Genomic DNA, 26324 nt, shown 5'->3' on the forward strand with positions numbered 1-26324 from the left:
GCGTGACCATGTCCCTACTCGGCCGGGTAACGCTCGCATCCTTGTTGCTGACCGGATCGGCGGCGCTCGCCGCCGATCCGCTGCCCGCCCCCGTTGCGGCGCCCGACGAGACCGCGGTCCTCACCGCCCATGCCGAGGGCGTCCAGGTCTATGAGTGCAAGCCGGTCACCGACGGCAAGCTCGCCTGGTCGTTCCGTGAACCCGTCGCCACCCTGATCGCCGGTGGCCGCACCGTCGGCCGGCATTATGCAGGGCCGAACTGGGAGCATGTCGACGGCAGCGCCGTGACCGCCCGCACCGCCGGCACCGCCCCCGGGGCGACGCCAGCGGACATTCCCTGGCTGAAGCTCGAGGTGATCTCCCACCGCGGCAACGGCCTGCTCTCGAGCGTTGCCACCGTGCAGCGGATCAACACCTCGGGCGGCGAGCTCAGCGGCGCCTGCGACAAATCAGGCGCACTGAAGAGCGCGGCGTATTCGGCGGATTACGTGTTCCTGCGCCGCGACTAATCGCGGATACCGCCGTCGGTCTCGTGCGGCGCCTGAGCAATCTCGCTGGCGGCAAGGTCGCCACCGGCCGCGAGCGGATCAGCGAGCCGCGCCTCCGCCGTCTCCCTGACATGCGCGGCGAGCGCCGGCATCCGTTCGATCAGGGCATGGAAGTCCTGCGCGTCGAGCAACAGCAGCTTGGTCTTCCGCATCGCCGTCACCGTGCCGGATCGGCTGGTCCGGCGCAGCAGCGCGATCTCGCCGAAGAACGTGCCGTCGCCGAGCCGCACCCGCTGGCTCGGCAGGTCGATCTCGACCTCGCCGGCGGTGATGAAATACATCGACGACGCCGCATCGCCGCGCCGCACCAGCACCTCGCCGGCCTCGATGGTCTGCGACCGCAGCAGGCGCATGATGTCGGCAATGTCAGCGGCGTTGAGATGCGAGAACAGCGGCACCCGCGCCAGCATGCCCCAGGTCACGACGAAGTCGCGGCGCCGCACCTCGTCGGCGAACGCGGTCGAGACGATCGCGACAGGTAATGCGATCATCGCAAAGCCGACCACGATCGCAACCACGGTGACCATCCGCCCCAACGGCGTCACCGGAACGACGTCACCGTAACCGACAGTGCCGAGCGTTACGATCGCCCACCACATCGCCTGCGGCATGGTGCCGAACTTGTCCGGCTGTACCTTGTGCTCGATGGCATAGAGCAGCGAGGCGAACAGCAGCACCGCGCCGGTCAGGATCACGACGCAGCCGAACAGCGTGCGCCGCTCGGCATGCAGCGCCGCCAGCAGCGAGCGCATCGCAGTCGAATACCGCACCAGCTTGAGGAACGGCAGCATGCCGAACAGCACCAGCGCGGTCTTGTCACCAATCGCAAGCGCGATGGCCGACGGCAGGAAGGCGAGCAGGTCGATCACGCCGAGCGCCGAGCAGGCGTATTCGAGCCGCGCCTGCAGCGGCGTCATGTCACGCAGCGAGCGGCCGACCACACTCCAGAGCCGCGCGGCATATTCCAGCGCGAACGCGACGACCGCGGCGATCTCGATCGCCGTGAACAGCCACCAGAACTGGGCATCGATCTCCGGTACCGACGCCAGAATCGCCGCCAGCACATCGACGGTGATGATCGCGACGACGAGCCGGACGAAGCGCGAGCCGACCGAATATGGCAGGTGGTCCTGCTCGAGCAGCTCGTAGAGACGCTCCCGTAGTCCGGGATCGCTGATCGTGGGCTTGAGCGGAGCCGTCGCCACGATCAGCCTCTCCCTCAGGCGCCGGCCATCGCTTGCTCGATCGCCGACAGCGCGGCGTCGGCCTTGGCTCCGTCGGGCCCGCCGGCCTGCGCCATGTCGGGCCGGCCGCCGCCGCCCTTGCCGCCGAGCACCTCGGAGCCCTTGCGCACCAGCTCGACCGCGTTGAAGCGCGAGGTCAGGTCGGCGGTGACGCCGACCACGATGCCGGCCTTGCCGTCCTCGGTCACGCCGACGATCGCAACCACGCCGGAGCCGATCTGCTTCTTGCCGTCGTCGACCAGGCTCTTCAGGTCCTTGGTCTCGACGCCCTCGACCGCGCGCGCCAGCAGCTTGACGTTGCCGACCTCGCGCACGCCCGAGGCGGCGCCGTTCGACGACGCTCCGCCGCCCATCGCGAGCTTCTTGCGGGCATCCGACAGGTCGCGCTCGAGCTTCTTGCGCTCCTCCATCAGGGCTGCGATGCGCGCCGGCACGTCCTCGATCGAGGTGCGCAGCTCGGCCGCCGCGGTCTTCGCCAGCGTCATGGTGTCGTTGGCGTGCTTGCGCGCATGATGTCCGGTCAGCGCCTCGATGCGGCGCACGCCGGAGGCGACCGCGCTCTCGCTGGTCACCGAAATCAAGCCGATGTCGCCGGTGCGGCGAACGTGGGTGCCGCCGCAGAGCTCGACCGACCAGCCGAGCGCGTTCTGTCCGTGATCGCGGGCGCTCTTGCCCATCGAGACGACGCGAACCTCGTCGCCGTACTTCTCGCCGAACAGTGCGCGTGCACCGGCCTCGCGGGCGTCGTCGACACCCATGACCCGGGTCGTCACCTCGTCATTCTCCAGCACGACATCGTTGGCGATGTCCTCGACCCGGGCGAGCTCTTCCGGCGTGATCGGTTTCGGATGCACGAAATCGAAGCGCAGGCGATCGGGCGCGACCAGCGAGCCGCGCTGCGCGATGTGATCGCCGAGCACCTGGCGCAGCGCCTCGTGCAACAAATGCGTGGCCGAGTGGTTGGCGCGGATCGACGAACGCCTGGCGTGATCGACCTCGAGCTGCAGCGCAGTGCCGACGTTCAGCGTGCCCTGCTCCACCGTGCCGACATGCACGAACAGATCGCCGGCCTTCTTCTGCATGTCGGTGACGCGGAATTTGACGCCCTCGCCCGTGAGGACGCCGACGTCGCCGACCTGACCACCGGACTCCGCATAGAACGGCGTCTGGTTCAGCACGATCGCGCCGCTCTCGCCCGCCTTGAGGCCGTCGACCTCGGCGCCGTCCTTGACCAGCGCCGTGACCACGCCTTCCGCGCTCTCGGTCTCATAGCCGAGGAATTCGGTCGCGCCGAGCTTCTCGCGCAACGGGAACCAGATCGTCTCGGTGGCCGCCTCACCGGAGCCTGCCCATGAGGCACGCGCCTTCTCGCGCTGGCGGTTCATCGCGTCAGTGAACGAGGCCTGGTCGACGCTGATGCCGCGCGACTTCAGCGCATCCTGCGTCAGGTCCAGCGGGAAGCCATAGGTGTCGTACAGCGTGAACGCGGTGTCGCCGTCGAACATGTCGCCCTTCTTGAGGCCGGCGCTCTTCTCGTCGAGGATCGATAGTCCCCGTACCAGCGTCTTGCGGAAGCGGGTCTCTTCCAGCTGCAGCGTCTCCTCGATCAGCTTCTCCGCGCGCACCAGGTCCGGATAGGCCTGGCCCATCTCGCGGACCAGCGCCCAGACCAGGCGATGCATCAGCGGCTCGCTCGCGCCCAAGAGCTGTGCGTGGCGCATCGCGCGGCGCATGATCCGGCGCAGCACATAGCCGCGGCCCTCGTTCGACGGCAGCACGCCGTCGGCAATCAGGAACGCCGAAGAGCGCAGATGGTCGGCCATCACCCGGTACGACGCAACGTTCTGCTCGTTCGGCCCATGGCCGAGGGCCGAAGCGGCCGCATCGATCAAATGGCGGAACAGATCGGTCTCGAACACGCTCTCGACGCCCTGCAGGATGCAGGCCATGCGCTCTAGCCCCATGCCGGTGTCGATCGAGGGACGCGGCAGCGCCACGCGCTCCTCCTTCGTCACCTGCTCGTACTGCATGAACACCAGATTCCAGAATTCGAGGAAGCGATCGCCGTCCTCCTCGGGGCTACCAGGAGGTCCGCCCCAGATGTGCTCGCCGCGATCGATGAAGATCTCGGAGCACGGACCGCACGGGCCGGTATCGCCCATCGCCCAGAAATTGTCCGAGGTCGGGATGCGGATGATGCGATCATCCGAGAAGCCCGCGATCTTCTTCCAGTAGCCGGCCGCCTCGTCGTCGGTGTGATAGACGGTGACGAGCAGCTTGTCCTTCTTCAGCCCGAAATCCTTGGTAATCAGATTCCAGGCGAGCTCGATCGCGCGCTCTTTGAAGTAGTCGCCGAACGAGAAGTTGCCGAGCATCTCGAAGAAGGTGAGATGGCGCGCGGTATAGCCGACATTGTCGAGGTCGTTATGCTTGCCGCCGGCGCGGACGCACTTCTGCGACGTCGTGGCGCGCTGATAGCCGCGCTTCTCGACACCGGTGAAGACGTTCTTGAACTGCACCATGCCGGCATTGGTGAACATCAGGGTCGGGTCGTTGCGCGGAACCAGCGGCGACGACGCCACGATCTCGTGGCCGTTCTCCTTGAAGAAGTTCAGAAATGTCGACCTGATGTCGTTGACGCTGCTCATGTTCATCCAATCGAAAAAGGGGCCGGCCAGCCGCAAAAAGGCGTCATTTTCCGGCCGAACGCTTTTAGACATTGCCAGCTGCGGTGTCCAGAAACTGTGCAGGCGGATCATGGGCTTGCCGCGGCAGCACAAAGCCCATTGGATAGTTGTTGCAGCTGCGTTGACAGTCTTGGTGGCGCCGTGTTTTCTACCTACCTGTTACCCCGTCACGTCGGGAGAGACCGGCCTTACCGCCGGCGCCGAAGGAGCAACCGCCCCGGAAACTCTCAGGCAAAAGGACCGCGTGACGTCTGACATCTGGAAAGAGGCGCTGGGGTTCTCCCCGACGCGCCCGCCGACGGGATAATACTCTCAGGCACAGCGACAGATGGGGCTTTCTGCAGGTTTCTCAAGGGGAAATAGGTCCCCTGCGGGAACCGCGAGGGCCCTGTGATGTCTGCGCGCGAAACTTCCCCGCTGAAACAGACCCCGCTGCACGCGCTGCATCTGGCGCGTGGGGCCAGGATGGTGCCGTTCGCCGGCTACGACATGCCGGTGCAATACACCGCCGGCGTGCTCAAGGAGCATCTGCACACCCGCAAGGACGCCGGCCTGTTCGATGTGTCCCACATGGGACAGCTCGTGCTGAAGGCCAAATCCGGCAAGGTCGGCGACGCGGCGCTGGCGCTGGAAAAACTGGTGCCGCAGGACATCGTCGGCATCGCGCCGGGACGGCAGCGCTACGCGCAATTCACCAACGACGACGGCGGCCTGCTCGACGACCTGATGGTGGCGAATTTCGGCGATCACCTGTTCCTGGTGGTCAACGCCGCCTGCAAGGCCGAGGACGAGGCGCATCTGCGGGCGCATCTCTCCGATGCCTGCGAGATCGTGTCGCTGGCCGACCGCGCGCTGATCGCGCTGCAGGGTCCGAAGGCTGAATCGGCGCTGGCGAAACTTTGTGCAGACGTCAGTTCGATGAAATTCATGGACGCCGGTCCGCGCCGCCTCAATGACATCGACTGCTTCGTCTCGCGCTCCGGCTATACCGGCGAGGACGGGTTTGAGATTTCCGTGCCCGCAGACAAGGCGGAGGCCCTGGTCACCGCACTGTTGGCCAATCCTGATGTACTTCCGATCGGGCTCGGTGCGCGCGACAGCCTGCGACTCGAGGCCGGGCTTTGCCTCTATGGCCATGACATCGACACCACGACGACGCCGGTCGAAGGCGCGCTGGAATGGTCGGTGCAGAAGGTTCGCCGCAGCGGCGGCGCCCGCGCCGGCGGTTTTCCGGGCGCCGACAAGATCCTCGCACAACTCGCACAAGGCGCTTCCCGCCGCCGTGTCGGCCTGAAGCCCGACGGCCGCGCGCCGGTCCGCGAAGGCGCCGTGCTGTTTGCCGATCCGACCTCGACCGAGCCAATCGGCAAGGTGACCTCGGGCGGTTTCGGCCCGAGCCTCAATGCGCCGGTTGCAATGGGCTATCTGCCGACATCCCTTTCCGCACTCGACACCACCGTTTTCGCCGAAGTGCGCGGTCAGCGGCTACCGCTGAAGGTCGCCGCCACGCCCTTCGTTCCCAATACCTACAAACGCTAAACGCCAAAGGATCGATCCCTATGACGACGCTGTACACGTCCGACCACGAATGGCTCCGTATCGAGGGCGACGTCGCCACGATCGGGATCACCGATTACGCGCAGTCGCAGCTCGGCGACGTCGTGTTCGTCGAACTGCCCAAGGTCGGCCGCAGCCTGAAGAAGGCCGAGGCCGCCGCGGTCGTCGAATCCGTCAAGGCCGCCTCGGACGTGTACGCGCCGATCACCGGCGAGGTGGTCGAGGTCAACGAGGCGCTCGCCGCCGAGCCCGCGCTGGTCAATTCGGATGCCGGCGGCAAGGCCTGGTTCTTCAAGCTGAAGATAGCCGACAAGGGCGAACTCGGCGGCCTGATGGATGAGGCCGCCTACGCCGCGCACACCGCCTGAGGATCACCCCAAGGATTAGCCCATGAACGCGCCCTTCAAGCCGATCAACGAAGCCGCCACCGATTTCGTCCGCCGACACATCGGACCATCCCCGCGCGACATCAACGCGATGCTGGAGACGGTCGGCGCCGCGAGCCTGCAGGCGCTGATGAATGAGACGCTGCCGGCGTCGATCCTTCAGAAGGCGCCGCTCGATCTCGGCCGGGCGCTGAGCGAAACCGAAGCGCTCGCGCATATGAGCGAGCTCGCCGCGCAGAACCAGGTGTTCACCTCGCTGATCGGCCAGGGCTATTCCGGCACCATCCTGCCCGCGGTGATCCAGCGCAACATCCTGGAGAACCCGGCCTGGTACACCGCCTATACGCCGTACCAGCCGGAGATCAGCCAGGGCCGGCTCGAAGCCCTGTTCAACTTCCAGACCATGATCTGCGATCTCACCGGGCTCGACGTCGCCAACGCCTCGCTGCTCGACGAGGCGACCGCGGCCGCCGAAGCTATGGCGCTCGCCGAGCGCCACTCGCAGGTGAAGGCGAAGGTGTTCTTCGTCGACAAAGAAGTTCATCCGCAGACACTGGCGGTGATGCGCACGCGCGCCGCGCCGCTGGGCTGGGCGCTGGTGGTGGGCGATCCCCTGACCGAGCTCGACAAGGCCGACGTGCTCGGCGCACTGCTGCAATATCCGGGCACGACGGGCGCGGTGCGCGACCTCCGGCCGGCGATCGCATCGCTGCGCGCCAAGGGTGCGCTTGCGATCGTCGCCGCGGACCTGCTGTCGCTGGCCCTGCTGACCTCGCCCGGCGAGCTCGGTGCCGACATCGCGATCGGCTCGGCGCAACGCTTCGGCGTGCCGATGGGTTATGGCGGACCGCATGCCGCCTACATGGCGGTGCGCGACACGCTGAAGCGCTCGCTGCCCGGCCGCATCGTCGGCCTTTCGGTGGATTCGCGCGGTGCACCGGCCTATCGCCTCGCGCTGCAGACCCGCGAGCAGCATATCCGCCGCGAGAAGGCGACCTCCAACATCTGCACCGCGCAGGTGCTGCTCGCCGTGATCGCCTCGATGTATGCGGTGTATCACGGCCCCGAAGGCCTGACCCATATCGCACGCGGCGTGCATCGCCGCGCCACCGTGCTCGCCGCGGGCCTGCGCAAGCTCGGCTTTGCGCCGACCAGCGAGGCATTCTTCGACACCGTGACGGTCGAGGCCGGAAGCAAGCAGATCGAGATCGTCTCCCGCGCGCAGGCGGAGCGGATCAATCTCCGGATCGGTGCGACCACGCTCGGCATCGCGCTCGACGAGACCACGACGCCGGAGACCGTCGAGGCGGTGTGGCGCGTGTTCGGCGGCAAGCTCAGCTTTGCCGAGATCGAGGCGGCCGCGCGCGAGGCGCTGCCGAAGGAGCTGCGCCGCACCAGCGCCTTCCTCACCCACCCGGTGTTCAACACCCACCGCTCGGAGACTGAGCTGCTGCGCTACATGCGCAAGCTCAGCGATCGCGACCTCGCGCTCGACCGCGCGATGATCCCGCTCGGCTCCTGCACGATGAAGCTCAACGCCACCACCGAGATGATCCCGCTGACCTGGCCGGCGTTCGGCAATCTGCATCCGTTCGCTCCCGCGGATCAGGCCAAGGGCTACCACGCGCTGTTCAAGCGGCTCGAGCAGTGGCTGTGCGACATCACCGGCTATGACGCGATCTCGCTGCAGCCGAACTCCGGCGCACAGGGCGAATATGCCGGACTCCTTGCGATCCGGGGTTATCATCTCGCGCGCGGCGAGCCGCATCGCAAGGTCTGCCTGATCCCCTCCTCCGCGCACGGCACCAATCCGGCCTCGGCCGCGATGGTCGGCATGGACGTCGTGGTGGTGGCCTGCGACGCGCGCGGCGACGTCGACGTCAACGATCTCCGCGCCAAGGCGGAGAAGCATTCGGCCAATCTTGCCGCTGTGATGATCACCTATCCGTCGACCCACGGCGTGTTCGAGGAGCATATCAGCGAGATCTGCGACGTCGTGCATGCACATGGCGGCCAGGTCTATCTCGACGGCGCCAACATGAACGCGCAGGTCGGGCTGTCGCGGCCCGGCGATTACGGCGCTGACGTCAGCCATCTCAATCTGCACAAGACCTTCTGCATCCCGCATGGCGGCGGCGGCCCCGGCATGGGCCCGATCGGCGTGAAGGCGCATCTTGCGCCCTATCTGCCCGGTCATCCCGCAACTGACGGTGCGACGGCGCACGCCATCGGCCCGGTGTCGGCCGCGCCGTTCGGCTCGGCGTCGATCCTGACCATCTCCTACATCTACATCCTGATGATGGGCGGCGAAGGGCTGACGCGGGCGACCGAGGTTGCGATCCTCAATGCCAACTACATCGCCGCACGGCTGCAGCCGCACTTCCCGGTGCTGTACCGCAACGAGCGCGGCCGCGTCGCGCATGAGTGCATCGTCGACCCGCGGGCGCTGAAGACGACCAGCGGTGTCACCGTGGACGATATCGCCAAGCGGCTGATCGACTACGGCTTCCACGCGCCGACCATGAGCTTCCCGGTGGCGGGCACGCTGATGATCGAGCCGACGGAATCGGAATCGAAGTTCGAGATCGACCGCTTCTGCGATGCCATGATCGCGATCCGGGGCGAGATCGCGGAGATCGAGAAGGGCCGTTGGAAGGTCGAGGCCTCGCCGCTGCGCCACGCGCCGCACACCGTCCACGACATCGCCGATGATGCCTGGAACCGGGCCTACAGCCGCGCCGAGGGCTGCTTCCCGGCGGGCGTGTCGCGCTCCGACAAATACTGGAGCCCGGTCGGCCGCGTCGACAATGTCTACGGCGACCGCAATCTGGTGTGCTCGTGCCCGCCGATCGAGGATTACGCGCAGGCGGCGGAGTAGTCGGGCGACGTGTCTCGGGACGCGCTTGCGTTGCCCGGATATCAAGGCGCAGGTTGAGCCCTCCGGCTCAACCTGTCATCTACAGCGAAAAGAATTCGGCGTTTCGCTCGTCCGCGACCTGCACCGGTCGAAGCGGACGCGAGACCAACGATAGCAAGGGCTGCCTGCGGCAGGAGGAAACATGCGCGAGGCATTCTGGTTTCATTTCCCGTTTCGCGTTCGCTACTCCGAGGTCGACGCCCAGGCCGTGGTGTTCAACGCCCATTACCTGACCTATTTCGACACCGCGATCACAGAGTATTTCCGCGCGCTCGGCTACGACTATCTCGGCGAGGTCGCGCGGACCGGCATCGACTTTCACACCGTGAAATCGGTGGTCGAATACAAGGCGCCGATCCGGTTCGACGAGGACATCGAGGTCTGCGTGCGGGTCGCCAAGATCGGCCGTTCCTCGATCGTGCTCACGCTCGCGATCTTCGCCAAGGGCTCCGACGACCTGCGCGCCACCGGCGAGATCATCTGGGTCGCGACCGACCAGAAGACCCATCAATCGGTCGCGGTGACCGAAGACCTGCGCGCGCTGGTCGCGAGCCGCGAAAAGGCGCTGGCGTAACGCGGCGCCTGCCGGCGTCACGTGCTTCAAGCTCACAGGGCGATCAAGGTGCGGCTTCCGGCGTCCCAGCGCCACAGCCGGTCGTTGGTCAATTCGGTGCCACCCCACCAGCGATGGATCGGATTGTAGTCGCTAAAGTCGCCGGAGCCGGCGACGATCGCCTGGCCGAGGCCGGTCAGCGCGAGACGGCTTCGCTTGTAGCGTTGGTGACGGTCGGGATCCTCGTGCATGTCAAGATCGAACGGCCCCTCGTCGAGGCCCGAGATGGCAGGCACCGGACAGTGAGCCAGCCCGTCCAGCAGGGCCCCCGTCTCCCAATAACCGAAAGTCCGCCGACGATTGGGTTTCTCGTGCCCGGGAAACAGATCGTACGGATGGACCTGTCCCGCTGACGGCAGCTCCAGCATTCGCATTTCCGTTGCGCCGAGCCCGGAGCCACGCGAGGGGAGCTCTTCTAGGAGCGCGACGACTGAATTGCGCAATTGCGGAAGCGCGCGCAGATCCCGAGTCAGCAGATTGAACCAGCTTTCCGGCGTTGAAGCGCGCCAAGCGGTCCACGCGTCGCTCGCGGTTTCGAGATGATGGCCACGGATGGGCGCGAGGCGCGACTGCCAGGCGGCCAATTCGGTCGGCCGCTGCTCGCCGACGCCCTGATCCGTCTGCAGTACCGCAAGCCTGGATGTGAGGTCCGCATACGGGCGCAGATAATCCAGCAGCCAGATCAATTGCAGTTGTGAGTTCGGATCGGGATCGACCCAAAGATCGACGGCATCGAAGCGCTCGCAAAATTCGACCAATCCAAGACCCTGACGATGTGCGTCCTCGAGCAATCCGCCGGTGAGATTGTCCAGCCAGTGAGCCCCGGCGCGGTGCGAAGCCGCGCGCGGCGAGCACAAGGCATCCAGTTCGCTTGATGCCGGCAATCTTCCGCAAACGAACCGCAGCTCGACGCCAACAACGCAATCGGCAAGCCGTGCGACCTTCAGCGCGCCAGCGCCGCTATCAGTGAATGTGAGGATGAGTCGGCTCATAACAGCTCATTCGCGATCACGGGATTCATCGGTCCAACTTGCTGAACGACACATTGTGAGCCTCCGGCTTCGATCCAATGCGTAGACCTATGGAGCGACCAGGGTGCGGCTCTCGGCATCCCAGCGCCACAGCCGGTCATTGGTCAGCTCGGCGCCGCCCCACCAGCGATGGATCGAATTGTACTGGCTGAAGTCGAGCTCGCGATCCGACACTTCGCGGCCGAAATCGGTGAGCGACAGCCGACTGTACAGGAGCCGTTCTCGTCGGGCCTTCACATCGTCTGGCCCCTCGATCTCGGCGGGGAATCCGGTCAGGACCGGCGATGGACAATAAGCGAGCCGGTCCAGGATCAGCTCCGCTTCCTGAAAATCGAACACGCCGCGTTCTCTGTTCAACTCGCTTGAAAGGACTTGTGGCCTTGCCTCGCCTTCGGCGACGAGATCCAGCATCCACAACTCGGACGCGGCGAGGCCGGTTTCCTGCCCGGGAAGCTCTTCAAGCAGCGCAATGAGGGCCGCGCGCAACTGCGGTATCGCCGACAGATCCTGCATGAGAAAGTCGAAACAAGGCTCGGGCGTCGGAGCACAATAGGCATTCCAGGCGCGACTGGCCAATTCCAACCGATCATCGGTTACCGCAAGTGCCGGCAATCGCCATTTCGCCGAGCTCTCGCTTCGGTATATGCCGATCTCGACATCGGTCTGGACCAGACTGAGCTTCGCTACGACATGCCGGTGCGGACGGAGCACGTCGAGCAACCAGACCAGCACCAGCTGGTCGTTCGGCCGGGGATCAGCCCATAGCTCGACGCTGTCGCAACGCTCGCAGAGCTCGACAAGACCGACGTCCCGACCGATCGAGCCAGTCCATCTCGAACTGGCGAAGTCGAGCCAGTGCGTGTCGAAATGGACATGCTTTTCGGAACGCGCTTCCAGGAGGGTCGCGAGCTCAGCTGATGAGGGCATTTTCCCCCAAACGAAGCGCGGTCTCAAACCGACGACGATATCGGCCCTTCGCGCCTGTCTCAGGCGGTAGCTCGCGAGATCGCTTGTCGCAAGGATCAAACTTGTCACGATGCGCGAGGCTCCCACTACGTGCTATGGCCAGTCACCGCCGGACTCCAGCGCCAGAGGTTGTCGTTGGTGAGGTGCGTGCCGCCCCACCAGCGATTGATCGGATTGTGATCGCTGAAGTCCGCCTTGTAGGCGAGCACCGCCTTGCCAAACTCTGTCACCGACAAGCGGCTTCGCCGGAAGGCCTCCAGGCGACCTTTCGCATTGTTCGGGTCGATAGAGCGCAAGCCATCGTTGAGCCCAGCGATCACCGGCTGCGGTCCATGCGCAAGGCCCTCGAGCAGCCTGCCGATTTCCATGTCGTTGAAGACGCCGCGCTGGCGAAGCCGCGGAGGTAGAATAGCGCGTTGGTCCCCATGAATCCCGCCGCGATCAGCTCCAGCAGTCGCATCTCGGTCGCGCCTAGTCCCGATCTGCTCCATGGCAGCTCACGAAGCAGATCAAGCAGCGCCGGCCTCAGCAAGGGAAACGCACTCAGGTTGCGGTGCACCACATCGAAACACGTCTGCGGAGTTGTCGCCCGATACGCCTGCCAGCACATGCTTGCGGTCTCGATATCCACAGCTCGGATGCTAGCCAGCGGGACCTCGTTCCAACCGCGCCATGCCGGGTCCATCGTTAGCAGGCTGAAGCCGACGAGACGCAATTTCAGCTTTGCTAACATGTCCGGCTGAGCATGAAACTGGTCGAGCACCCAGATCAACTGCAGCTGATCGTTTGGATCAGGGTCAAACCACAATTCGATGATGTCGAACGACTGGCAATAATCGTTGAACGCGAGGTCCTTCCAAGTCGCGCGCTTCGCGGACGGGGAAATCCAATCCGACCAATGATTCCCCGGCTTCTGGCCCGCTCGCACGCCGAAATAGGCCGCCAGCTCTTGTGACGAAGGCAGCACGCCCCAGGCGAAGCGAAATGAAAGCGGAAGCACCGCGTCGCCCAGACCTGCGCGTTTCAGGTCGAGCCCGGATGGATTACCCAAGATCAGGCGCTTCACCGCTTCAACTCACCGAACACCGGCTACAAAACCAAACGGGCGCCGAAGACGTCGGCAACTCAACGTCCTCAGCGCCCGCTTGCAGCGAAATGATTTGATCGTTCGAGCATGATCTTTTCGGAAAACCGCTTCGCACTTTTCCGGATCATGCTTGAGGCTTACTCCTCGGCGGGCTCTTCGCCCTCGGCGTCGCGCTCGGGCGTACCGGCAAGGATCTGCTCGGCGATCAGGCCGGAGTTCTGGCGGATCGCAGCTTCGATCTTGGCGGTGATGTCGGGATTCGCCTTCAGGAACGCCTTGGAGTTCTCGCGTCCCTGGCCGAGCCGCTGGCTGTCATAGGAGAACCAGGCGCCCGACTTCTCGACGATGCCGGCCTTGACGCCGAGGTCGAGGATTTCGCCCATCTTGGAGACGCCCTCGCCGTACATGATGTCGAACTCGACCTGCTTGAACGGCGGTGCCAGCTTGTTCTTCACCACCTTGACGCGGGTGGTGTTGCCGACCACCTCGTCGCGCTCCTTGATCGCGCCGATGCGGCGGATGTCGAGACGGACGGAAGCATAAAATTTCAGCGCGTTGCCGCCGGTCGTGGTCTCCGGCGAGCCGTACATCACGCCGATCTTCATGCGGATCTGGTTGATGAAGATCACCATGGTGTGGGATTTGTTGATCGAGGCGGTGAGCTTGCGCAGTGCCTGGCTCATCAGGCGCGCCTGCAGGCCCGGCAGCGCATCGCCCATCTCGCCCTCGAGCTCGGCCTTCGGCACCAGCGCCGCAACCGAATCGATCACCAGCACGTCGACCGCACCGGAACGCACCAGTGTGTCGCAAATCTCCAGCGCCTGCTCGCCGGTGTCGGGCTGCGAGATCAGGAGTTCGTCGATGTTGACGCCGAGCTTGCGCGCATAGACCGGGTCGAGCGCGTGTTCGGCGTCGATGAAGGCGCAGATGCCGCCCTTCTTCTGGCCTTCCGCCACGGTGTGCAGCGCCAGCGTGGTCTTGCCCGACGATTCCGGCCCGTAGATCTCGACGACACGTCCCTTCGGCAGACCGCCGACGCCGAGCGCAATGTCGAGCCCCAGCGATCCCGAGGACACCGTCTCGACATCCATCGAACGGTCGTTCTTGCCGAGCTTCATCACCGAGCCCTTGCCGAACTGACGCTCGATCTGGGAGAGCGCGGCTGAGAGGGCCTTGGACTTGTCCATGGAGGATCCTTCGACGATACGCAGTGCAGTAGCGGACATTTGGGATGTGCTCCTTATGGCGGGGATTCGCTAGCGGGAAAACGGGCGATGCGATCAGGCGGAACGCGTTTGTTGATAGGAACCTCGTACCACGTTTGTTCTGTGTTCGCAATATGTTCTTTTCGGCGTGTCAGCGTGGTCCGCGTTTAAGCCCCTGTGTCTTAGTTTGAATTCTAGAGTGTCCTGATTCCGATTAAGCGAACGGAAACCATAGCTTAGCCAATGTTCTCAGTAGGACTACCGAGAAGGCCTATTCACCGTTCTGGGCTTATAAATTTCGATTGGACGCCATCCGTTCCTTGCTCGGGGTCGTCCCGCTCGGCGGATTTAGAGGCGGACGGAAAGGACCTGCGACCGACGAATGCCAGGAGAGCGCCGGGGATAGCGAGTGGTAGGGCGTATACCAAGAAAGTTGCCTCAGTCCCGATGCATTCCGCGTCGCCAGTGCACGAGCTAAGAACCGACAAATATATTGCCGAAGATACGAATCCGAGCGCTCCCATTAGCGCGGTTGCCCCAACGTAGAACGCCGTCATTCTGGCGATTGTCATCTAATTCTAGCCTTAGAGGCCGCCTCCTCGCTCGCGAATCGAACGGCCCGCTTCCGCGTAGCGTCAGCACCATCGGCGACGGCAACGCGGTGAGGCGCCGAGGCAACGCGGTCCGGATTGATCGCCGTGATAGCCAATTTGGGACATGTCCCGTGGCACAAATTGTATAGGCTTCCAGCTATCAGGATTTTGCACACCGTCCTGGGGCTAGGGCCAGCGCCGTCCGCAAGCATTTCAAGCGGGCGGCGTTGTGCTGTCAGGCATCAGCCCAAATGAAACCGGGCGGATCCGAGTGCGCCGACGGGAGCCGTTGTCGAAGCGTCTGGCCTGCGGCGCGGCGCGATCCGTAGTTCTCCGGGGCAGAACAAAGTTCCGCGAGCAGGCGCCGCGACCTTCGTCTCGGCTGCATCGGATAATCAACGAGTCGCCGAAGGATTTGGCGACGCCGGATCACCATTGGCACAATCTGCATACTACCTTGGTACCCCTCCTGACGCCCAAAAAAACTACGTAGCGTTCACGGGAAGACTCGGGTTCCGGCAGTGTTCGTAACATTGACTTGTCCGGCCGACGCACCGATTGCGCATCGCGAGGCAAGGCGACGCTGCCGGCGAACGGATCCACTTCGGGATCCGCAACGACGCCCAAACGGGCGCGACGATTCACTCCATCCTTTGACGGGTGTTAATCATTAGTACAACCTTTGATTTAAATATCGACGACCGCCATTCATTCGCGGAACCGTTCCAGATGATTCACAAGGGCGTCGAATTCAGCGTCACGCAGCTCATGCCCGGCGTCTGGAAATGGCGTTTCCAGATCGGCGATCGGGTCTTTACGGGCAAGACCGAAGCCAAACTCGACCTGTTAGCGATCCGCCGCGTGCAGCTGCGGATCGACCGCGAGCTGAACAATCTCGGGCTCGGACGGACCCGCGGACACCGCGATCAGGATTGAGGCGCAGCCTGTCCGGCAAGCCGGCAAGGCTTCAGTCCGCGCTTGCCAGCCGCCGCATCGTGAACTCGATGTCGCCGCCGGGCAGCTCGCGCCAGCTCTCGACCGCGCTCATATAGGCGGCCTTCGGGTAGCGCTTGAGAAAGTCGCGCGCCCGCAGGCGGGCCTGGTCGCGCGGCAGGCTGAAGGTCTCGCGCAGATAGCCGTCATCCGGCTTGCGCCGTGCGGCCATCCGGCTGGCGAGATCGCGCGGACGAAACACCATTGCCGCAACTCCGGAATAGAGCCCCGTTCCGATTGAATCGGAACCGGGCTCTAGATTCTAGTTTTGACGCGTTTTCTTCCCGCGAACCGGTATCCACTTCGCTCGAAAACGCTCCAACTGACGACGCCCCCAATATAGGGGGACGCCGGCAAAATCCGAGTCTGCAGGAAGCGGACGAAGCCGCCCCGAACGGGGCTTACTGGCTGCGCTGCGCGGAGCCTCCGGGCTGCGCGGAGCTTCCGGTCTTGGTCTTCGGCTTGGCGGGAGGATGGGCCGCCGCCTTGGGCGGCGCATCGCTGCGCACCGCGCCCCAGGGATCGGCCGATCCCTTGGCATCCGGAATCTTGCTCAGCGAGTTCTTGTAGGCCCGGTCGTTGATCGCATCCTGATCCTTCTCATCTTGGGTCTTGGTCTTGACCTCAGGCATCAGATTGACGTTCGGCATTTGCGCATAGGCCGGTGCCGACAGCAGCACCGCAACCGCAACTGCGCCCAAAACTCTCATAAGAACGCTCCCTGCATTTTCGTCAGCGGTATATCACCCCAAGAAAGCCGCCGCCAAGCGCGCCCGCCCCTGCCCTAGAGGTGGTCTGACTTGCAGGATTTCGGCGACTGCGTCCAGTCGTCCCAGATCGGCCCGCATCGCGTGCAACTGCCGAGCGCAAGCCCGATCGCGATCACGCCGCCCAGCAATACCAACCTGCGGAACATGGACGCCCCCACCACTGACGAGGGGCATTTGGGCGCCAAAACTGGGGCATTTTCAAGCCGGGCACGGTGCTTGCAACGCCGCGCGAGCGCGTCGGACAGCAGCGCCGGCGCGCCCGAGCACAACGCCGGCGCAACGTCCGCGCGATGGTTTGACCGGGCGGCCCCCCAAACTACACTGCGCAACAAAGCAGAAAAGGAATCGACGACATGACTTTGGCGATGAGCTGGGACGAATGGACGCGGCACGACGGAACGGCGCTCGCCGAGCGCGTCCGGAACGGCGAGCTGACGCCGCGGGAGCTGGCGGCGCAGGCTGCCGCCGCCGCAGCCAAGGTCGATCCCGCGCTCTCCGGCATGGTCGAGCTGTTCGACGACGTGATCGCCGATCCCGCGCGCGACGGCGCCGATCTCAACGGGCCGTTCGCCGGCCTGCCCTTCCTGATGAAGGATCTCGGCCCCACGCTGAAGGGCCGGCTGCAGGAGATGGGCTCGCTGATGATGCGCGGCAACCGCGCCACGGCCGACACCTTCCTGACGACGAAGCTGCGCAAGGCCGGCCTCAATCTGATCGGCCGCACCACCACGCCGGAGTTCGGGGTCTGCAGTTCGGCCGAGAACCCCGCGGTCTATGTCACGCGCAATCCCTGGAACACCGACTACACCACCTGCGGCTCGTCGGCCGGCAGCGCGGCGATGGTTGCCGCCGGCGCGGTGCCGATCGCGCATGCGACCGACGGCGGCGGCTCGATCCGGATTCCCGCCGGCGTCAACGGCAATATCGGGCTGAAAGTGTCGCGCGGCGTGTTCTCGCTCGCACCGCATCTGTCCGATCTCACCGGCCTCGTCTCGATCCAGGGCTGCCAGTCGCGCTCGGTGCGCGACACCGCAGCCTTTGTCGATAGTTGCCGTGGCCCGGCGCCCGGCGAGTTCATGCCGTTCTGGACACCGCCGGAGCCTTATACCGCGATGATCGCGCGCGACCCCGGCCGGCTCAGAATCGCGCTGTCCCACACCTGGGGCGATTATCGCGCGACGCCGCACATCGCAGCCGAGCTCGAGCGGGTCGGACGTTTCCTCGAGAGCCTCGGCCATCAGGTCGATTACGCACTGCCGGCGATCGACTACGCGGAAGCGTTCGCGGCGCAGACCACCTGCTACATCAGCAATTTCGCCGTCGTGATCGGCAACATGCTCGCGGCGCGCGGACTGACGCGGCCGCCTTCGGACCTGATCGAGCCGATCAATATCCGGATCTGGGAGCATGGCCGCGACTTCAGCTTCGCCGACCGCGCCCGCATGCAGGCGGTGTTCAACACCACGGCGCGCGGCTTCGGCGCCTTCTTCGCGGATTGGGACATCATCCTGACGCCGATCACGGCGCTGCCGACGCCGAAGATCGGCACCACGGAATATCTCACCATCAGCGACAACCCGTCGGTGCTGGACTGGTTCGGCAATCTCTGGCGCAACTTCGCCTTCACGCCGCTCGCCAATCTCTGCGGCATCCCGGCGATCTCGCTGCCGCTCGCGACCAACGAGCACGGCCTGCCGCTCGGCATCCAGGCGATCGGCAAGCAGGCCGATGACGGCCTCTTGCTGCAACTCGCCGCCCAGATCGAACGGGCGATCGACGGCAAGTGGAATGACGGCAAGCGGCCTGGCGTGCATGTCACGCGCAACTAGGCAATAAATCAGCAAGCAAGAACATCAGCGGAGGGAACGGAACGTCATGCAGCAGGCCGGTGAATTCGGGATCGACGACGCGAAACGCGTGCTCGGCGACGTCTTTGCGCCATGGGTGCAGGATCTCAATCTGTCGATCGAGCAGTTCGACATCGCGCCGCCCGCCGGCAGCGATGCCGACTGGCAGCCCGGCGCCATCCTGCGCATGCCGTTCTCGGAGCGGTTGTGCCGCAATGGCGGCATCGTCTGCGGCCAGGCCCTGATGGCGTTCGCCGACACCGCGATGGTGCTGGCCAATCTCGCGGCCAACAAAGGCTATCGTCCGATGACGACGGTCGACCAGACCACGCATTTCATGCGCGCGGTGACCGCGTCCGATGTGCTGGCCGACGCCCGCGTGGTCAGGCTCGGCCGCACCATGAGCTTCGGCCGCGTCACGCTATCCTCCGCCACCGACAACAAGCCGGTGGCGATGGTGTCGAGCGCGTTCGCGATGCTGCCTGGATAACTACTTGCCGAGCACCGCCTCGGCGGCGTTGACGATGCTGATGGTCGGATTCTTTCCGCAATAGGTGCCGAACTTCTTGGCGTTCTCGACGAACACGTCGGTGTCGATGATCGCCTCGTCCGAGTCGCCCTTGTACCAGCCATCCATCCAGACCAGCACCATCTTGATGGTGTCGTCGCCGCCTTCGACGAACTGCTTGCAGGTCATGGTCGAGAGATCGAGCACGGTGGCGTTGGCCGGCGCGGACGACAGCGCGAGTGCAGCGGCAAGCATGATCGAGGCAGTGATCTTCATCGCAATCTCCTTGGGCAATGATCTGAAAATGAACAGGCGCCGGAAGCCCGGCGCGTCCGCTCGCGACCTCGTAAGCGAAGCGTCGCGGCGAACGCAAGCATGACATCGCGCGCGCCTATCCGCACGTCGTTTCGGTGCACGGATTGAGAATTCGTGTTTCTGATTTGTGACGGCGCCGCGCTGAAACGTGATGAGATCAGGGTGTGTACTCAAAAATCCAGTGTATGCGGGCGAGGATAGCGAAGCCCGTGTCGCTCTCAAAAGCCGACATCGGCGATGCTTTGGGGAATGTCCGCCCAGGGCCAGAAGCGGACCTTATCGCAAAGCCGCGTCACTCATCACCGGCTTGCAGCGGATGTAATTGATCGGGAAAATTGGCGTCAAGTTCTCGCCAAAGAACGTCGTCGACAAGAACTTCGTCATGCCCCCTATACTCCTTGTTGCCATCACGCCACCATTCTTCACACCAAATGAATGGCTCTCCCAACAAACGGTCTCTCAGTCTCCACTTGTGGAAATTTTGCGTCAAACCAAAGCGCTCCACTCCGTCGGCCTGCGGACCAAATGGCCTTGACGGCGTTTCGTACCACGACACGCGCTGAGCACGACCAAGGATGTTGACGAAATAGTAAGCACTATCGAACTTGAGAGTTGCGGCGATTGCCGGTTTCGCACGGCACGCCACGGGAATGAACTCGACTTGGCCTAGGGCCCAATCATCGATCACCGCGCGCGCTCGCTCAGAGAAAATGAAGTCGCCCCTGGACATGTGAAACATATCAGGCAGTCTGGCGGAGGCAGCTTCGAAGGTGAGAGACTTCGGAAAATAAGACGCTGGGATAGGAAGGTTCTGACGAATAAATTGCGTCGATCCCGTGACCATCACCGATGCATCATCGAGATCAAAGATTGTTCCGTTAAAGTGTATCGGATCGAATTTGTAGACCATGGCGCGCCCCAATAACCCCCGAGCTTACTTGCTGCTCGGCACGCAATGTCCGCTTTGGGCCAAAAACTGACTTCTATCCGCGCCGGCCTCAGGTCTGCTTGGGGCCAGAAGTGGAAATCGAGCATTCATTGTTCACGTTGGAAAATCCGAACGCGTTCGTTTCCAACCCACTTGCCAACGAATTCAACATCCCCCTTATCAGTGCTCGCAAACTGACCTGTGATGTAGAAGTGCCGTTTTTCTACGACCAGTAGTGAATTCCGAGAGACTTTGCCGCCGCACATCCAGCCGCCGATATTGACGACAAAGGTCTGCCCTTCGGAGACACCCTGTACGGCTTCGATGACCCGTACTTTCACAAGTGGTGTGGTTCCCCAAGCATCGCCTTCCGCCCATCGTGGGGGCAGGAGTTCGATGGGCTCGATAACTGCGACCACGGATTGTGTGAGTGCAGAGGAAGGCAATCGATCCAGAAACGTCTGGGGATACTCTACTCCAGATGAGCACGCATCAGCTGGCCGAACCATAGCCAATGTTATCAGCAGGCAGAAAAGAAGGTGTTGCCTCATGATAGTTCGATGATACTCGTGCGCTATCACTATTGCCAGCCGTATGGGCCGATAGCGCGAGACAGTAATGTCAGCTAAGGGTCAAAAGCTGGCGAGCCCACATAGGTTCGCTATGGGTCAAAGCAAACACGCTGCGACTCTCATGCTGGCAACAGCGGAACACGCCGCTTCATGGGTCCCGATGTTCGAGGAATTCCTTCACCGGCCCGATGAAGGGGTGCGCGAACTGGCCGAGCATGCCGCCGGGGATCGGCTTCACCGTTCCGTATTTGACCGGCCAGCGGTCTTTGGGCAGGTGCCAGGTTCTGCCCAGCATATCGAACAGCGGCGTGTGTGCCGCGTAGTTCTTGTCGATGGCCTCGGCGTCCGAGGCGTGGTGCCAGTGATGGAATTGCGGCGTGACGATCACGTACCGCAGCCAGCCGACATCCATCTTGATGTTTGAATGGATCAGCACCGATTGCACAGAGATGAAAATGAGATAGGCGAAGATCGTGTCCTGCGGGAAGCCGAGCAGGACGATCGGCACCAGCACCAGGGCGCGCGTTGCCAACGGCTCGAAGAAATGGAGGCGCGATCCCGAGAGCCAGTCCATGTGTTCGGGCGAATGATGAACCGCATGGATTCGCCACAACCACGGCACCTCGTGATAGGCGCGGTGGGAGATGTATTCGACTGCATCGGCCGCCAGGATCACCAGCACGAAGCGGACGATCGCCGGCAGGGCGACGACATGCGCTTGCAGTGACGGGCTGATCGCCCAGGCGAAATAGTCATGGGCAAAATGTGTCGAGACCACCAGGAAGACGCCGATCAGCAGGTGGTTGACTCCGAAATAGGCGAGATCGAGCCTCCAGCCGGGGCTGAGCGGCCCTTGCTCCGGCCGCACCCGTGGGAAGACCCACTCGAGCAGCACGAATGCTGCGCCGGTGAAGAATAGATCGAGCACCAGCCAGTCGAGGCCGAGATAGAAGCGCGGCTGCAGAAAATCTGGTGTCGGCACGTAGGGCCCGCCAAGCAGCGTGGCGAAAAAAAGCGCGCTGAGGCCGATCGTAGCGGGCACCCGCGGGCCGCCAAGCACGATCCCGATGACGCCGAGCCAGGCACCGACGACCATGGCGATCGCGAGGGTGAGGCGGAGCAGCTCGACGTCGTAATGGACGCGCAGCTCAGGCGTCGTGAGAAAGGCGGGGTAGCGCAGGCATAGCACCGCAGCGACGCTGAGCACGCCGATCGCGGCGCAGAGAGAACTGCCGATGCGCCCTTCGCCGATACGCGGCCTCGAACTTTCTTGAGCCATCAACGGTCTCCCGACAAAGATTCTGAAGCGCGTCAGCATAGGCGCGCGAGAGTTTAGTTAAATTCAACGTCTAGGATACATAGATGGCCGATAAGAGTTAAAATTGCCAGAAGTCGAAGTCCGCTTTGGGTCAAATGCGGCGGTCGAGGATCGTTGATGAGAAGTCCGGACTGCACACAATACCGGACCAATCAGAGGCGGCGAAGAACCTGAATTCATCGCGCCTTGGCGCAGCGAGGCGGCGCCCGCACCATTTCGGAATATTAGAAAAATATCCCTGAGTTGCCCGACGTGTCAAGCTGCCTTTCGAACGCCGGCAGCCGCCGGCTACTTTGCATGGGGTTGTTTTCGATATTTTGGAGGCGCGCGCCCGCAGGGAGCACCTAAGCGGATCGCGAGCGACGACTCTGCCGCCAGCGCCACAACAGCGCGATGAGGACCACGAGCACGAGTCCGGCGGCGACAGCCTTGGCGGCGAACCGCCCGCCGGGCCAGTCGATCAGGCGAGTCCACAACGATGCCCCCTCGCCCTGGCGCGGCAGGCGAAATGCCACCACGCTGTCGCCGATCGATGTGCCGCCCTCGGAATGGCCGCCAGAGCCGATCACGACATACTGCTCGCCCTTCCAGAGATAGGTCATCGGATTGGCGACGCCCGGCACCGGAAGCCGGCCGAGCCATAACTGGCGGCCCGACTTGACATCGAACGCGCGCAGATAGGCATCCATCGCGCCGGTGAACACCAGTCCGCCCGCGGTGATCGCGACGCCGCTGAGCAGCGGCGTGCCGGTATTGAGCGCGATGCCGAGCGGCGCGAGATCCTCGCTGGTGCCGACCGACGAATGCCAAAGGATCTTGCCGGCCTTGAGGTCGACCGCCACCGTCTCGCCCCACGGCGGCTTGTTGCAGGGCGACCCAACCTCGGTACTCGCCAGCGCCCGCGACATCGCAAACGGCGCGCCCTGCTGCTGGCCGAAATCGTGACCGGGCGGCGGATTGAAGCCCTTGGCCTGATCGCGCGGAATCAACGTGATGACATGCGCCGCGTGACTGACATTGGCGAACAGGATCTGGTTGACGGGATCAAAGGCCGCGCTGCCCCAGTTCACACCGCCGCCGGTCATCGGATAAATGATCGTGCCCTGCGTCGACGGCGGCGTGTAAAGCCCCTCATTGCGGGATTGCGCGAGCAGCTTCTCGCACGCCGCGCTCCCGATGCCCGGCAGCAGGCCGCCGACATCGTCGGCCGTCATCCGCTGCGTCAGCAGCGGCGGCACATGGGTCGGGAACGGCTGTGTCGGCGACAGTGTCTCGCCCTCGGCGCCGTTCTGCGGCACCGCGCGCTCCTCGACCGGCCACACCGGCTTGCCGGTGTCGCGATCGAGCACGAACACGAAGCCCTGCTTGGTCGGCTGGATCACGACGTCGCGCATGCCGTTGCCGGTGTCGATCCGCGCCAGCGTCGGCTGTGCCGGCAGATCATAGTCCCAGACGTCGTGATGCACGGTCTGGAATGCCCATGCGAGCTCCCCGCTCTCGATGCGCAGCGCGACGACGGAATTGGCGTGCTCGTCATTGCCGGGGCGCCTGCCGCCCCAGAAATCGGGGCTGGGCGATGTCGTCGGCAGGAACACCAGGCCGCGCTCCTCGTCCACCGACATCGGTGCCCAGACGTTGCTGTGGCCGGCCTCGACGCTGTCATGCACGAGCGGATCGAAGGTCCAGCGCGGCTGGCCGGTCCGTGCATCGAAGGCGCGCACCACGCCGACCGGCGCATCGACCCGCCGGTTGTCGCCGATCGCGGATCCGACCACGACCACACCGCGTCCCGTCACCGGCGCCGACGTGATCTGAAACTCGCCCGGCCATTCCAGCTTCATGCCGGCGTCGATCTTGATCTCGCCATTGTTGCCGAAATCAGCGCAGGGTTTGCCGGTCCTGGCATCGAGCGCGATCAGGCGCGTGTCATTGGTGCCGGTGAAGATGCGCGACTTGCAGGCCGCACCATCCGCCGCGCGATCGTCGGTCCAGTGCGCGACGCCGCGGCAGACAAAGCGATTGGCCGGCCGCTGCGCCATGCTGATCTTCGGATCGAAACGCCATTTCTGCGCACCGGTGCCGGGATCGAGCGCGATCACCTCGTTGAACGGCGTGCAGAAGATCAGGCTGTCCTCGACGAACAGCGGCGTCACCTCGAACTTGGTGCGCTTCATGACCTCGGGCGGACGCGCGTCGAGATCGCCGGTGCGGAATTCCCAGCCGCGCACCAGCGTGCCGACATTGTCCGATGTGATCTGCGTCAGCGGGGAGAAGCGCTGTCCACCACGGTCACCGCCCCAATACTCCCAGGCGAGCGCAGGTTGAGCACACAGCAGCAGCGCGACGAGCAGGCAAAACAGCGACCGCATTGCGTCCTCCCGCGAGATGCGACCATCAAACGCCGCATCTCATGCGGGGAAACCCTTTACGCGATTGGCGCGTCAGTATCCACCCCTGCGATAGCCGCCGCCATAATGGCCGCGATAACCACCGCCGCCGATGCCAATCCCGATTCCGATCGGCGGGCCGACCGGCTCGTAAACCACGGCTGGAGGCGGCCGGCGCACCACCACGACGTCGTCCTCGACCACGACGCGCGGCGGGCGCTTGCCGGCGCGACGCGGCGGATCCGGATCGGCACGCTTCTTCACCGGCGCTGCGGCCTTCTGCTGCTCCGGCGGCGGCGCGGTGTTGCAGGGACAAGTCGGCGCCGCCAGCGCGACGTTGGTCGCGGGCACACTGAGCGCGAGCGCCGCCGTCGGATCGGGACGGTAGCGCAGCCGTTCGATCATCTTGCGCGCGGTGGCCGTGAGATCGCTGTCGGGGTAGAGCACGAGGAAGCTGCGATAGGCCGCCGCCGTGTTGGCGAGAATGGCGTCGTTCCAGGCCACCATGCGGCGATGCCGATCGAGCCAGTCGCGCGCCTGCAGGCCGCGCGGCGTGCCGGCGAAGATCGCGGCGAAGGCTTCATAGGCTTCATCGGTGCCGTCGACCACCATCAGTTCGTTGGCAACCTCGATCGGCTTGCCCTGCAAGTCGCGTTTCCACTCGTCGACGCTGCGTTTGGTCGCGGCCGGCGCCGGCGCGGCCGCGGGCGAGGCTGACGTACCTGCCATGAAGCGGAAGTCGTCGGTCAGCGACGAGGAGTCCCACGGGGTCTGGCGGCCGTCGGTCGCCTTGTTCACTGCAAGGCGAACGCGCTTGAACGTGACCTCGATCGGAATCCCCGGTTCCTTCGCCGAAGCCAGCAGCGCGGTCGTATAGGGACTGTTGGCGCCGCTGCCGTCCTCGGCCTCGGCACCCGGTGACGTCGAGAACGAGACGAAGGTGCCGGGCGCGCCGATCTTGGCATCGACGATGGCAAGCCCATGCCCGGCAGTCTTGCTGAGTTCCGGGAAGGGATTGTTGCGGCAAGCATCGAGCAGCACGATGCGCATCCGGCTCGGCACCGAGGTCAGCGTGTTCAGGATGTCGTTGAGACGAACCGCCTGGATTGGGATATCAGCCTCGCGCTTCGGATCGACATCGACCGGCACCAGATAGTTCTCGCCATCGATCTGCAGGCCATGCCCGGCATAGAACACCAGCGCCACGGTGTCGGCGCCCTTCGCCGCCACCTGGCCGGCGAAGTCGCTGATCCTTGCGCGCATCTCATCCTGGGACAGGTCCGATGCCGTCGTCACCGCAAAGCCGGCATCGGTCAGCATTTGTGACATCGCCCTGGCGTCGTTGGCCGGATTGGGCAGCGCGGGCACCGACTTGTAGGCGGACTGCCCGATCACCAGCGCCAGACGGCTTTCCGCCAGTGCCGGCACGGCGCCGAACAGGATCGCAGCCGGAACGATCAGGCTGAGGAGGGAACGGCGAAGCATGGCGGCCTCCGACAATGACATCGGAGATGGGTCGATAGCCGTCAGGTGAAGGTTCATGCCGTGCGGCAATCTGCTGCCGCCGGCACCGGTTCTCACGCCCGAATTGTCGCAGGGATCGGATGGGCCCGGCTATTTCGGCTTCTTGGCTGGATCGGCGGCCGGCTTGGTGACGCCCCAGGGATCGTATTTCTCCTTGGGCTCCGGGATACGATCAAGTGCGGCCTTGTAGGCCTTCTCGTCGATCTGGGGCTTCTTCTCCGTCTTCCGTTCGTCGCCCCCGCCGCCTCGCCGGCTCTGGGCCAAAGTCGGTGTCGCGATCAGCGCCAGAATGACGGCAGCAACCGTGAAGCTTTTCATGTCAGTCTCT

At 64.2% G+C, this 26324-nt stretch carries 25 protein-coding genes and 1 riboswitch; of the genes, 9 read left to right on the plus strand and 16 right to left on the minus strand.

Features of this window, described 5'->3' with window-relative positions; all coding sequences use genetic code 11:
• The first annotated feature begins 8 nt into the window (after positions 1 to 8).
• The gene (locus tag ACOIX3_RS26130) at positions 9 to 509 is read left to right on the plus strand and encodes a DUF3455 domain-containing protein (RefSeq protein ID WP_420964894.1); all 501 of its coding nucleotides are present in this window, start codon (positions 9 to 11) and stop codon (positions 507 to 509) included.
• On the opposite strand, the gene ACOIX3_RS26135 is transcribed toward ACOIX3_RS26130, so the two are convergent.
• Entirely contained in the window at positions 506 to 1756 is a 1251-nt protein-coding gene (locus ACOIX3_RS26135; RefSeq protein ID WP_420971794.1) for a cyclic nucleotide-gated ion channel, read from the minus strand. The two genes, ACOIX3_RS26130 and ACOIX3_RS26135, sit on opposite strands and share 4 nt — an antisense overlap.
• A gap of 11 nt (positions 1757 to 1767) precedes the next feature.
• Complete coding sequence (alaS, locus tag ACOIX3_RS26140) at positions 1768 to 4440, minus strand: alanine--tRNA ligase (RefSeq protein WP_420964895.1); 2673 nt, start codon at positions 4438 to 4440, stop codon at positions 1768 to 1770.
• 201 nt (positions 4441 to 4641) lie between these two features.
• Positions 4642 to 4732, plus strand: a riboswitch (glycine riboswitch).
• Positions 4733 to 4872: 140 nt separating this feature from the next.
• Between alaS and gcvT the strand changes: the two genes are divergently transcribed.
• The 4 genes from gcvT to ACOIX3_RS26160 all read left to right on the plus strand — a co-directional run bounded on the left by gcvT (position 4873) and on the right by ACOIX3_RS26160 (position 9913).
• Complete coding sequence (gene gcvT / locus ACOIX3_RS26145) at positions 4873 to 6018, plus strand: glycine cleavage system aminomethyltransferase GcvT (RefSeq protein ID WP_420964897.1); 1146 nt, start codon at positions 4873 to 4875, stop codon at positions 6016 to 6018.
• A gap of 20 nt (positions 6019 to 6038) precedes the next feature.
• Positions 6039 to 6404: a glycine cleavage system protein GcvH gene (gene gcvH, locus ACOIX3_RS26150; protein ID WP_076858703.1), complete on the plus strand. Its 366-nt coding sequence runs from the start codon at positions 6039 to 6041 to the stop codon at positions 6402 to 6404.
• 22 nt (positions 6405 to 6426) lie between these two features.
• Positions 6427 to 9300, plus strand: a complete 2874-nt coding sequence (gcvP, locus tag ACOIX3_RS26155) for an aminomethyl-transferring glycine dehydrogenase (protein ID WP_420964898.1) — start codon at positions 6427 to 6429, stop codon at positions 9298 to 9300.
• 181 nt (positions 9301 to 9481) lie between these two features.
• Positions 9482 to 9913, plus strand: coding sequence for an acyl-CoA thioesterase (locus ACOIX3_RS26160; RefSeq protein WP_420964900.1), 432 nt, complete (start codon positions 9482 to 9484; stop codon positions 9911 to 9913).
• 32 nt (positions 9914 to 9945) lie between these two features.
• Here the strand turns inward: ACOIX3_RS26160 and ACOIX3_RS26165 are convergent, their stop codons facing one another.
• From ACOIX3_RS26165 to recA, 5 genes are all read right to left on the minus strand, one after another.
• A complete protein-coding gene (locus ACOIX3_RS26165; RefSeq protein ID WP_420964901.1) occupies positions 9946 to 10836 on the minus strand; it encodes a hypothetical protein in 891 nt (296 codons plus the stop codon).
• 195 nt (positions 10837 to 11031) lie between these two features.
• A complete protein-coding gene (locus ACOIX3_RS26170) occupies positions 11032 to 12018 on the minus strand; it encodes a hypothetical protein (protein ID WP_420971795.1) in 987 nt (328 codons plus the stop codon).
• Between the two features lie 17 nt (positions 12019 to 12035).
• Positions 12036 to 12269, minus strand: a complete 234-nt coding sequence (locus ACOIX3_RS26175; protein ID WP_420964902.1) for a hypothetical protein — start codon at positions 12267 to 12269, stop codon at positions 12036 to 12038.
• The gene (locus ACOIX3_RS26180) at positions 12266 to 13015 is read right to left on the minus strand and encodes a hypothetical protein (protein WP_420964903.1); all 750 of its coding nucleotides are present in this window, start codon (positions 13013 to 13015) and stop codon (positions 12266 to 12268) included. Before ACOIX3_RS26180 ends, ACOIX3_RS26175 begins: the two co-directional genes overlap by 4 nt.
• Before the next feature lie 158 nt (positions 13016 to 13173).
• Positions 13174 to 14262, minus strand: a complete 1089-nt coding sequence (gene recA, locus ACOIX3_RS26185) for a recombinase RecA (RefSeq protein WP_212310002.1) — start codon at positions 14260 to 14262, stop codon at positions 13174 to 13176.
• 1301 nt (positions 14263 to 15563) lie between these two features.
• On the opposite strand from recA, the gene ACOIX3_RS26190 reads away from it, so the two are divergent.
• The gene (locus ACOIX3_RS26190) at positions 15564 to 15770 is read left to right on the plus strand and encodes a hypothetical protein (RefSeq protein WP_092115349.1); all 207 of its coding nucleotides are present in this window, start codon (positions 15564 to 15566) and stop codon (positions 15768 to 15770) included.
• 31 nt (positions 15771 to 15801) lie between these two features.
• Here ACOIX3_RS26190 and ACOIX3_RS26195 read toward each other — a convergent pair whose 3' ends face one another.
• Together ACOIX3_RS26195 and ACOIX3_RS26200 are read right to left on the minus strand one after the other, a co-directional pair.
• On the minus strand, positions 15802 to 16032 hold the full coding sequence (locus ACOIX3_RS26195) for a hypothetical protein (RefSeq protein WP_097676056.1): 231 nt from the start codon (positions 16030 to 16032) through the stop codon (positions 15802 to 15804).
• A gap of 196 nt (positions 16033 to 16228) precedes the next feature.
• The gene (locus ACOIX3_RS26200) at positions 16229 to 16537 is read right to left on the minus strand and encodes a hypothetical protein (RefSeq protein ID WP_420964904.1); all 309 of its coding nucleotides are present in this window, start codon (positions 16535 to 16537) and stop codon (positions 16229 to 16231) included.
• 90 nt (positions 16538 to 16627) lie between these two features.
• Between ACOIX3_RS26200 and ACOIX3_RS26205 the strand changes: the two genes are divergently transcribed.
• The 3 genes from ACOIX3_RS26205 to ACOIX3_RS26215 are packed head-to-tail and all read left to right on the plus strand — an operon-like array spanning position 16628 to position 18934.
• Positions 16628 to 16954, plus strand: a complete 327-nt coding sequence (locus tag ACOIX3_RS26205) for a hypothetical protein (RefSeq protein WP_420964905.1) — start codon at positions 16628 to 16630, stop codon at positions 16952 to 16954.
• Positions 16951 to 18426, plus strand: a complete 1476-nt coding sequence (locus tag ACOIX3_RS26210) for an amidase (RefSeq protein WP_420964906.1) — start codon at positions 16951 to 16953, stop codon at positions 18424 to 18426. Before ACOIX3_RS26205 ends, ACOIX3_RS26210 begins: the two co-directional genes overlap by 4 nt.
• A gap of 46 nt (positions 18427 to 18472) precedes the next feature.
• Positions 18473 to 18934 (plus strand): PaaI family thioesterase, encoded by a 462-nt coding sequence (locus ACOIX3_RS26215; protein WP_420964907.1) that lies wholly within the window; start codon positions 18473 to 18475, stop codon positions 18932 to 18934.
• Here ACOIX3_RS26215 and ACOIX3_RS26220 read toward each other — a convergent pair whose 3' ends face one another.
• The 7 genes from ACOIX3_RS26220 to ACOIX3_RS26250 form a co-directional block, all read right to left on the minus strand.
• A complete protein-coding gene (locus tag ACOIX3_RS26220; protein ID WP_223970317.1) occupies positions 18935 to 19228 on the minus strand; it encodes an HdeA/HdeB family chaperone in 294 nt (97 codons plus the stop codon).
• Between the two features lie 331 nt (positions 19229 to 19559).
• Positions 19560 to 20177, minus strand: coding sequence for a hypothetical protein (locus ACOIX3_RS26225; protein WP_420964908.1), 618 nt, complete (start codon positions 20175 to 20177; stop codon positions 19560 to 19562).
• A gap of 125 nt (positions 20178 to 20302) precedes the next feature.
• On the minus strand, positions 20303 to 20746 hold the full coding sequence (locus ACOIX3_RS26230) for a hypothetical protein (RefSeq protein ID WP_420964909.1): 444 nt from the start codon (positions 20744 to 20746) through the stop codon (positions 20303 to 20305).
• Between the two features lie 169 nt (positions 20747 to 20915).
• The gene (locus ACOIX3_RS26235; RefSeq protein WP_420964910.1) at positions 20916 to 22085 is read right to left on the minus strand and encodes a sterol desaturase family protein; all 1170 of its coding nucleotides are present in this window, start codon (positions 22083 to 22085) and stop codon (positions 20916 to 20918) included.
• 344 nt (positions 22086 to 22429) lie between these two features.
• Positions 22430 to 24454 carry a pyrroloquinoline quinone-dependent dehydrogenase gene (locus ACOIX3_RS26240; protein WP_420964911.1) on the minus strand — a complete coding sequence of 675 codons (2025 nt, stop codon included), beginning with the start codon at positions 24452 to 24454 and terminating at the stop codon, positions 22430 to 22432.
• Between the two features lie 72 nt (positions 24455 to 24526).
• Entirely contained in the window at positions 24527 to 25957 is a 1431-nt protein-coding gene (locus ACOIX3_RS26245) for a caspase family protein (RefSeq protein WP_420964912.1), read from the minus strand.
• Positions 25958 to 26086: 129 nt separating this feature from the next.
• Positions 26087 to 26314 carry a hypothetical protein gene (locus tag ACOIX3_RS26250; protein ID WP_420964913.1) on the minus strand — a complete coding sequence of 76 codons (228 nt, stop codon included), beginning with the start codon at positions 26312 to 26314 and terminating at the stop codon, positions 26087 to 26089.
• Positions 26315 to 26324: the final 10 nt, after the last annotated feature.

Source organism: Bradyrhizobium sp. B120 (genome assembly GCF_049075665.1).
GTDB lineage: Bacteria > Pseudomonadota > Alphaproteobacteria > Rhizobiales > Xanthobacteraceae > Bradyrhizobium.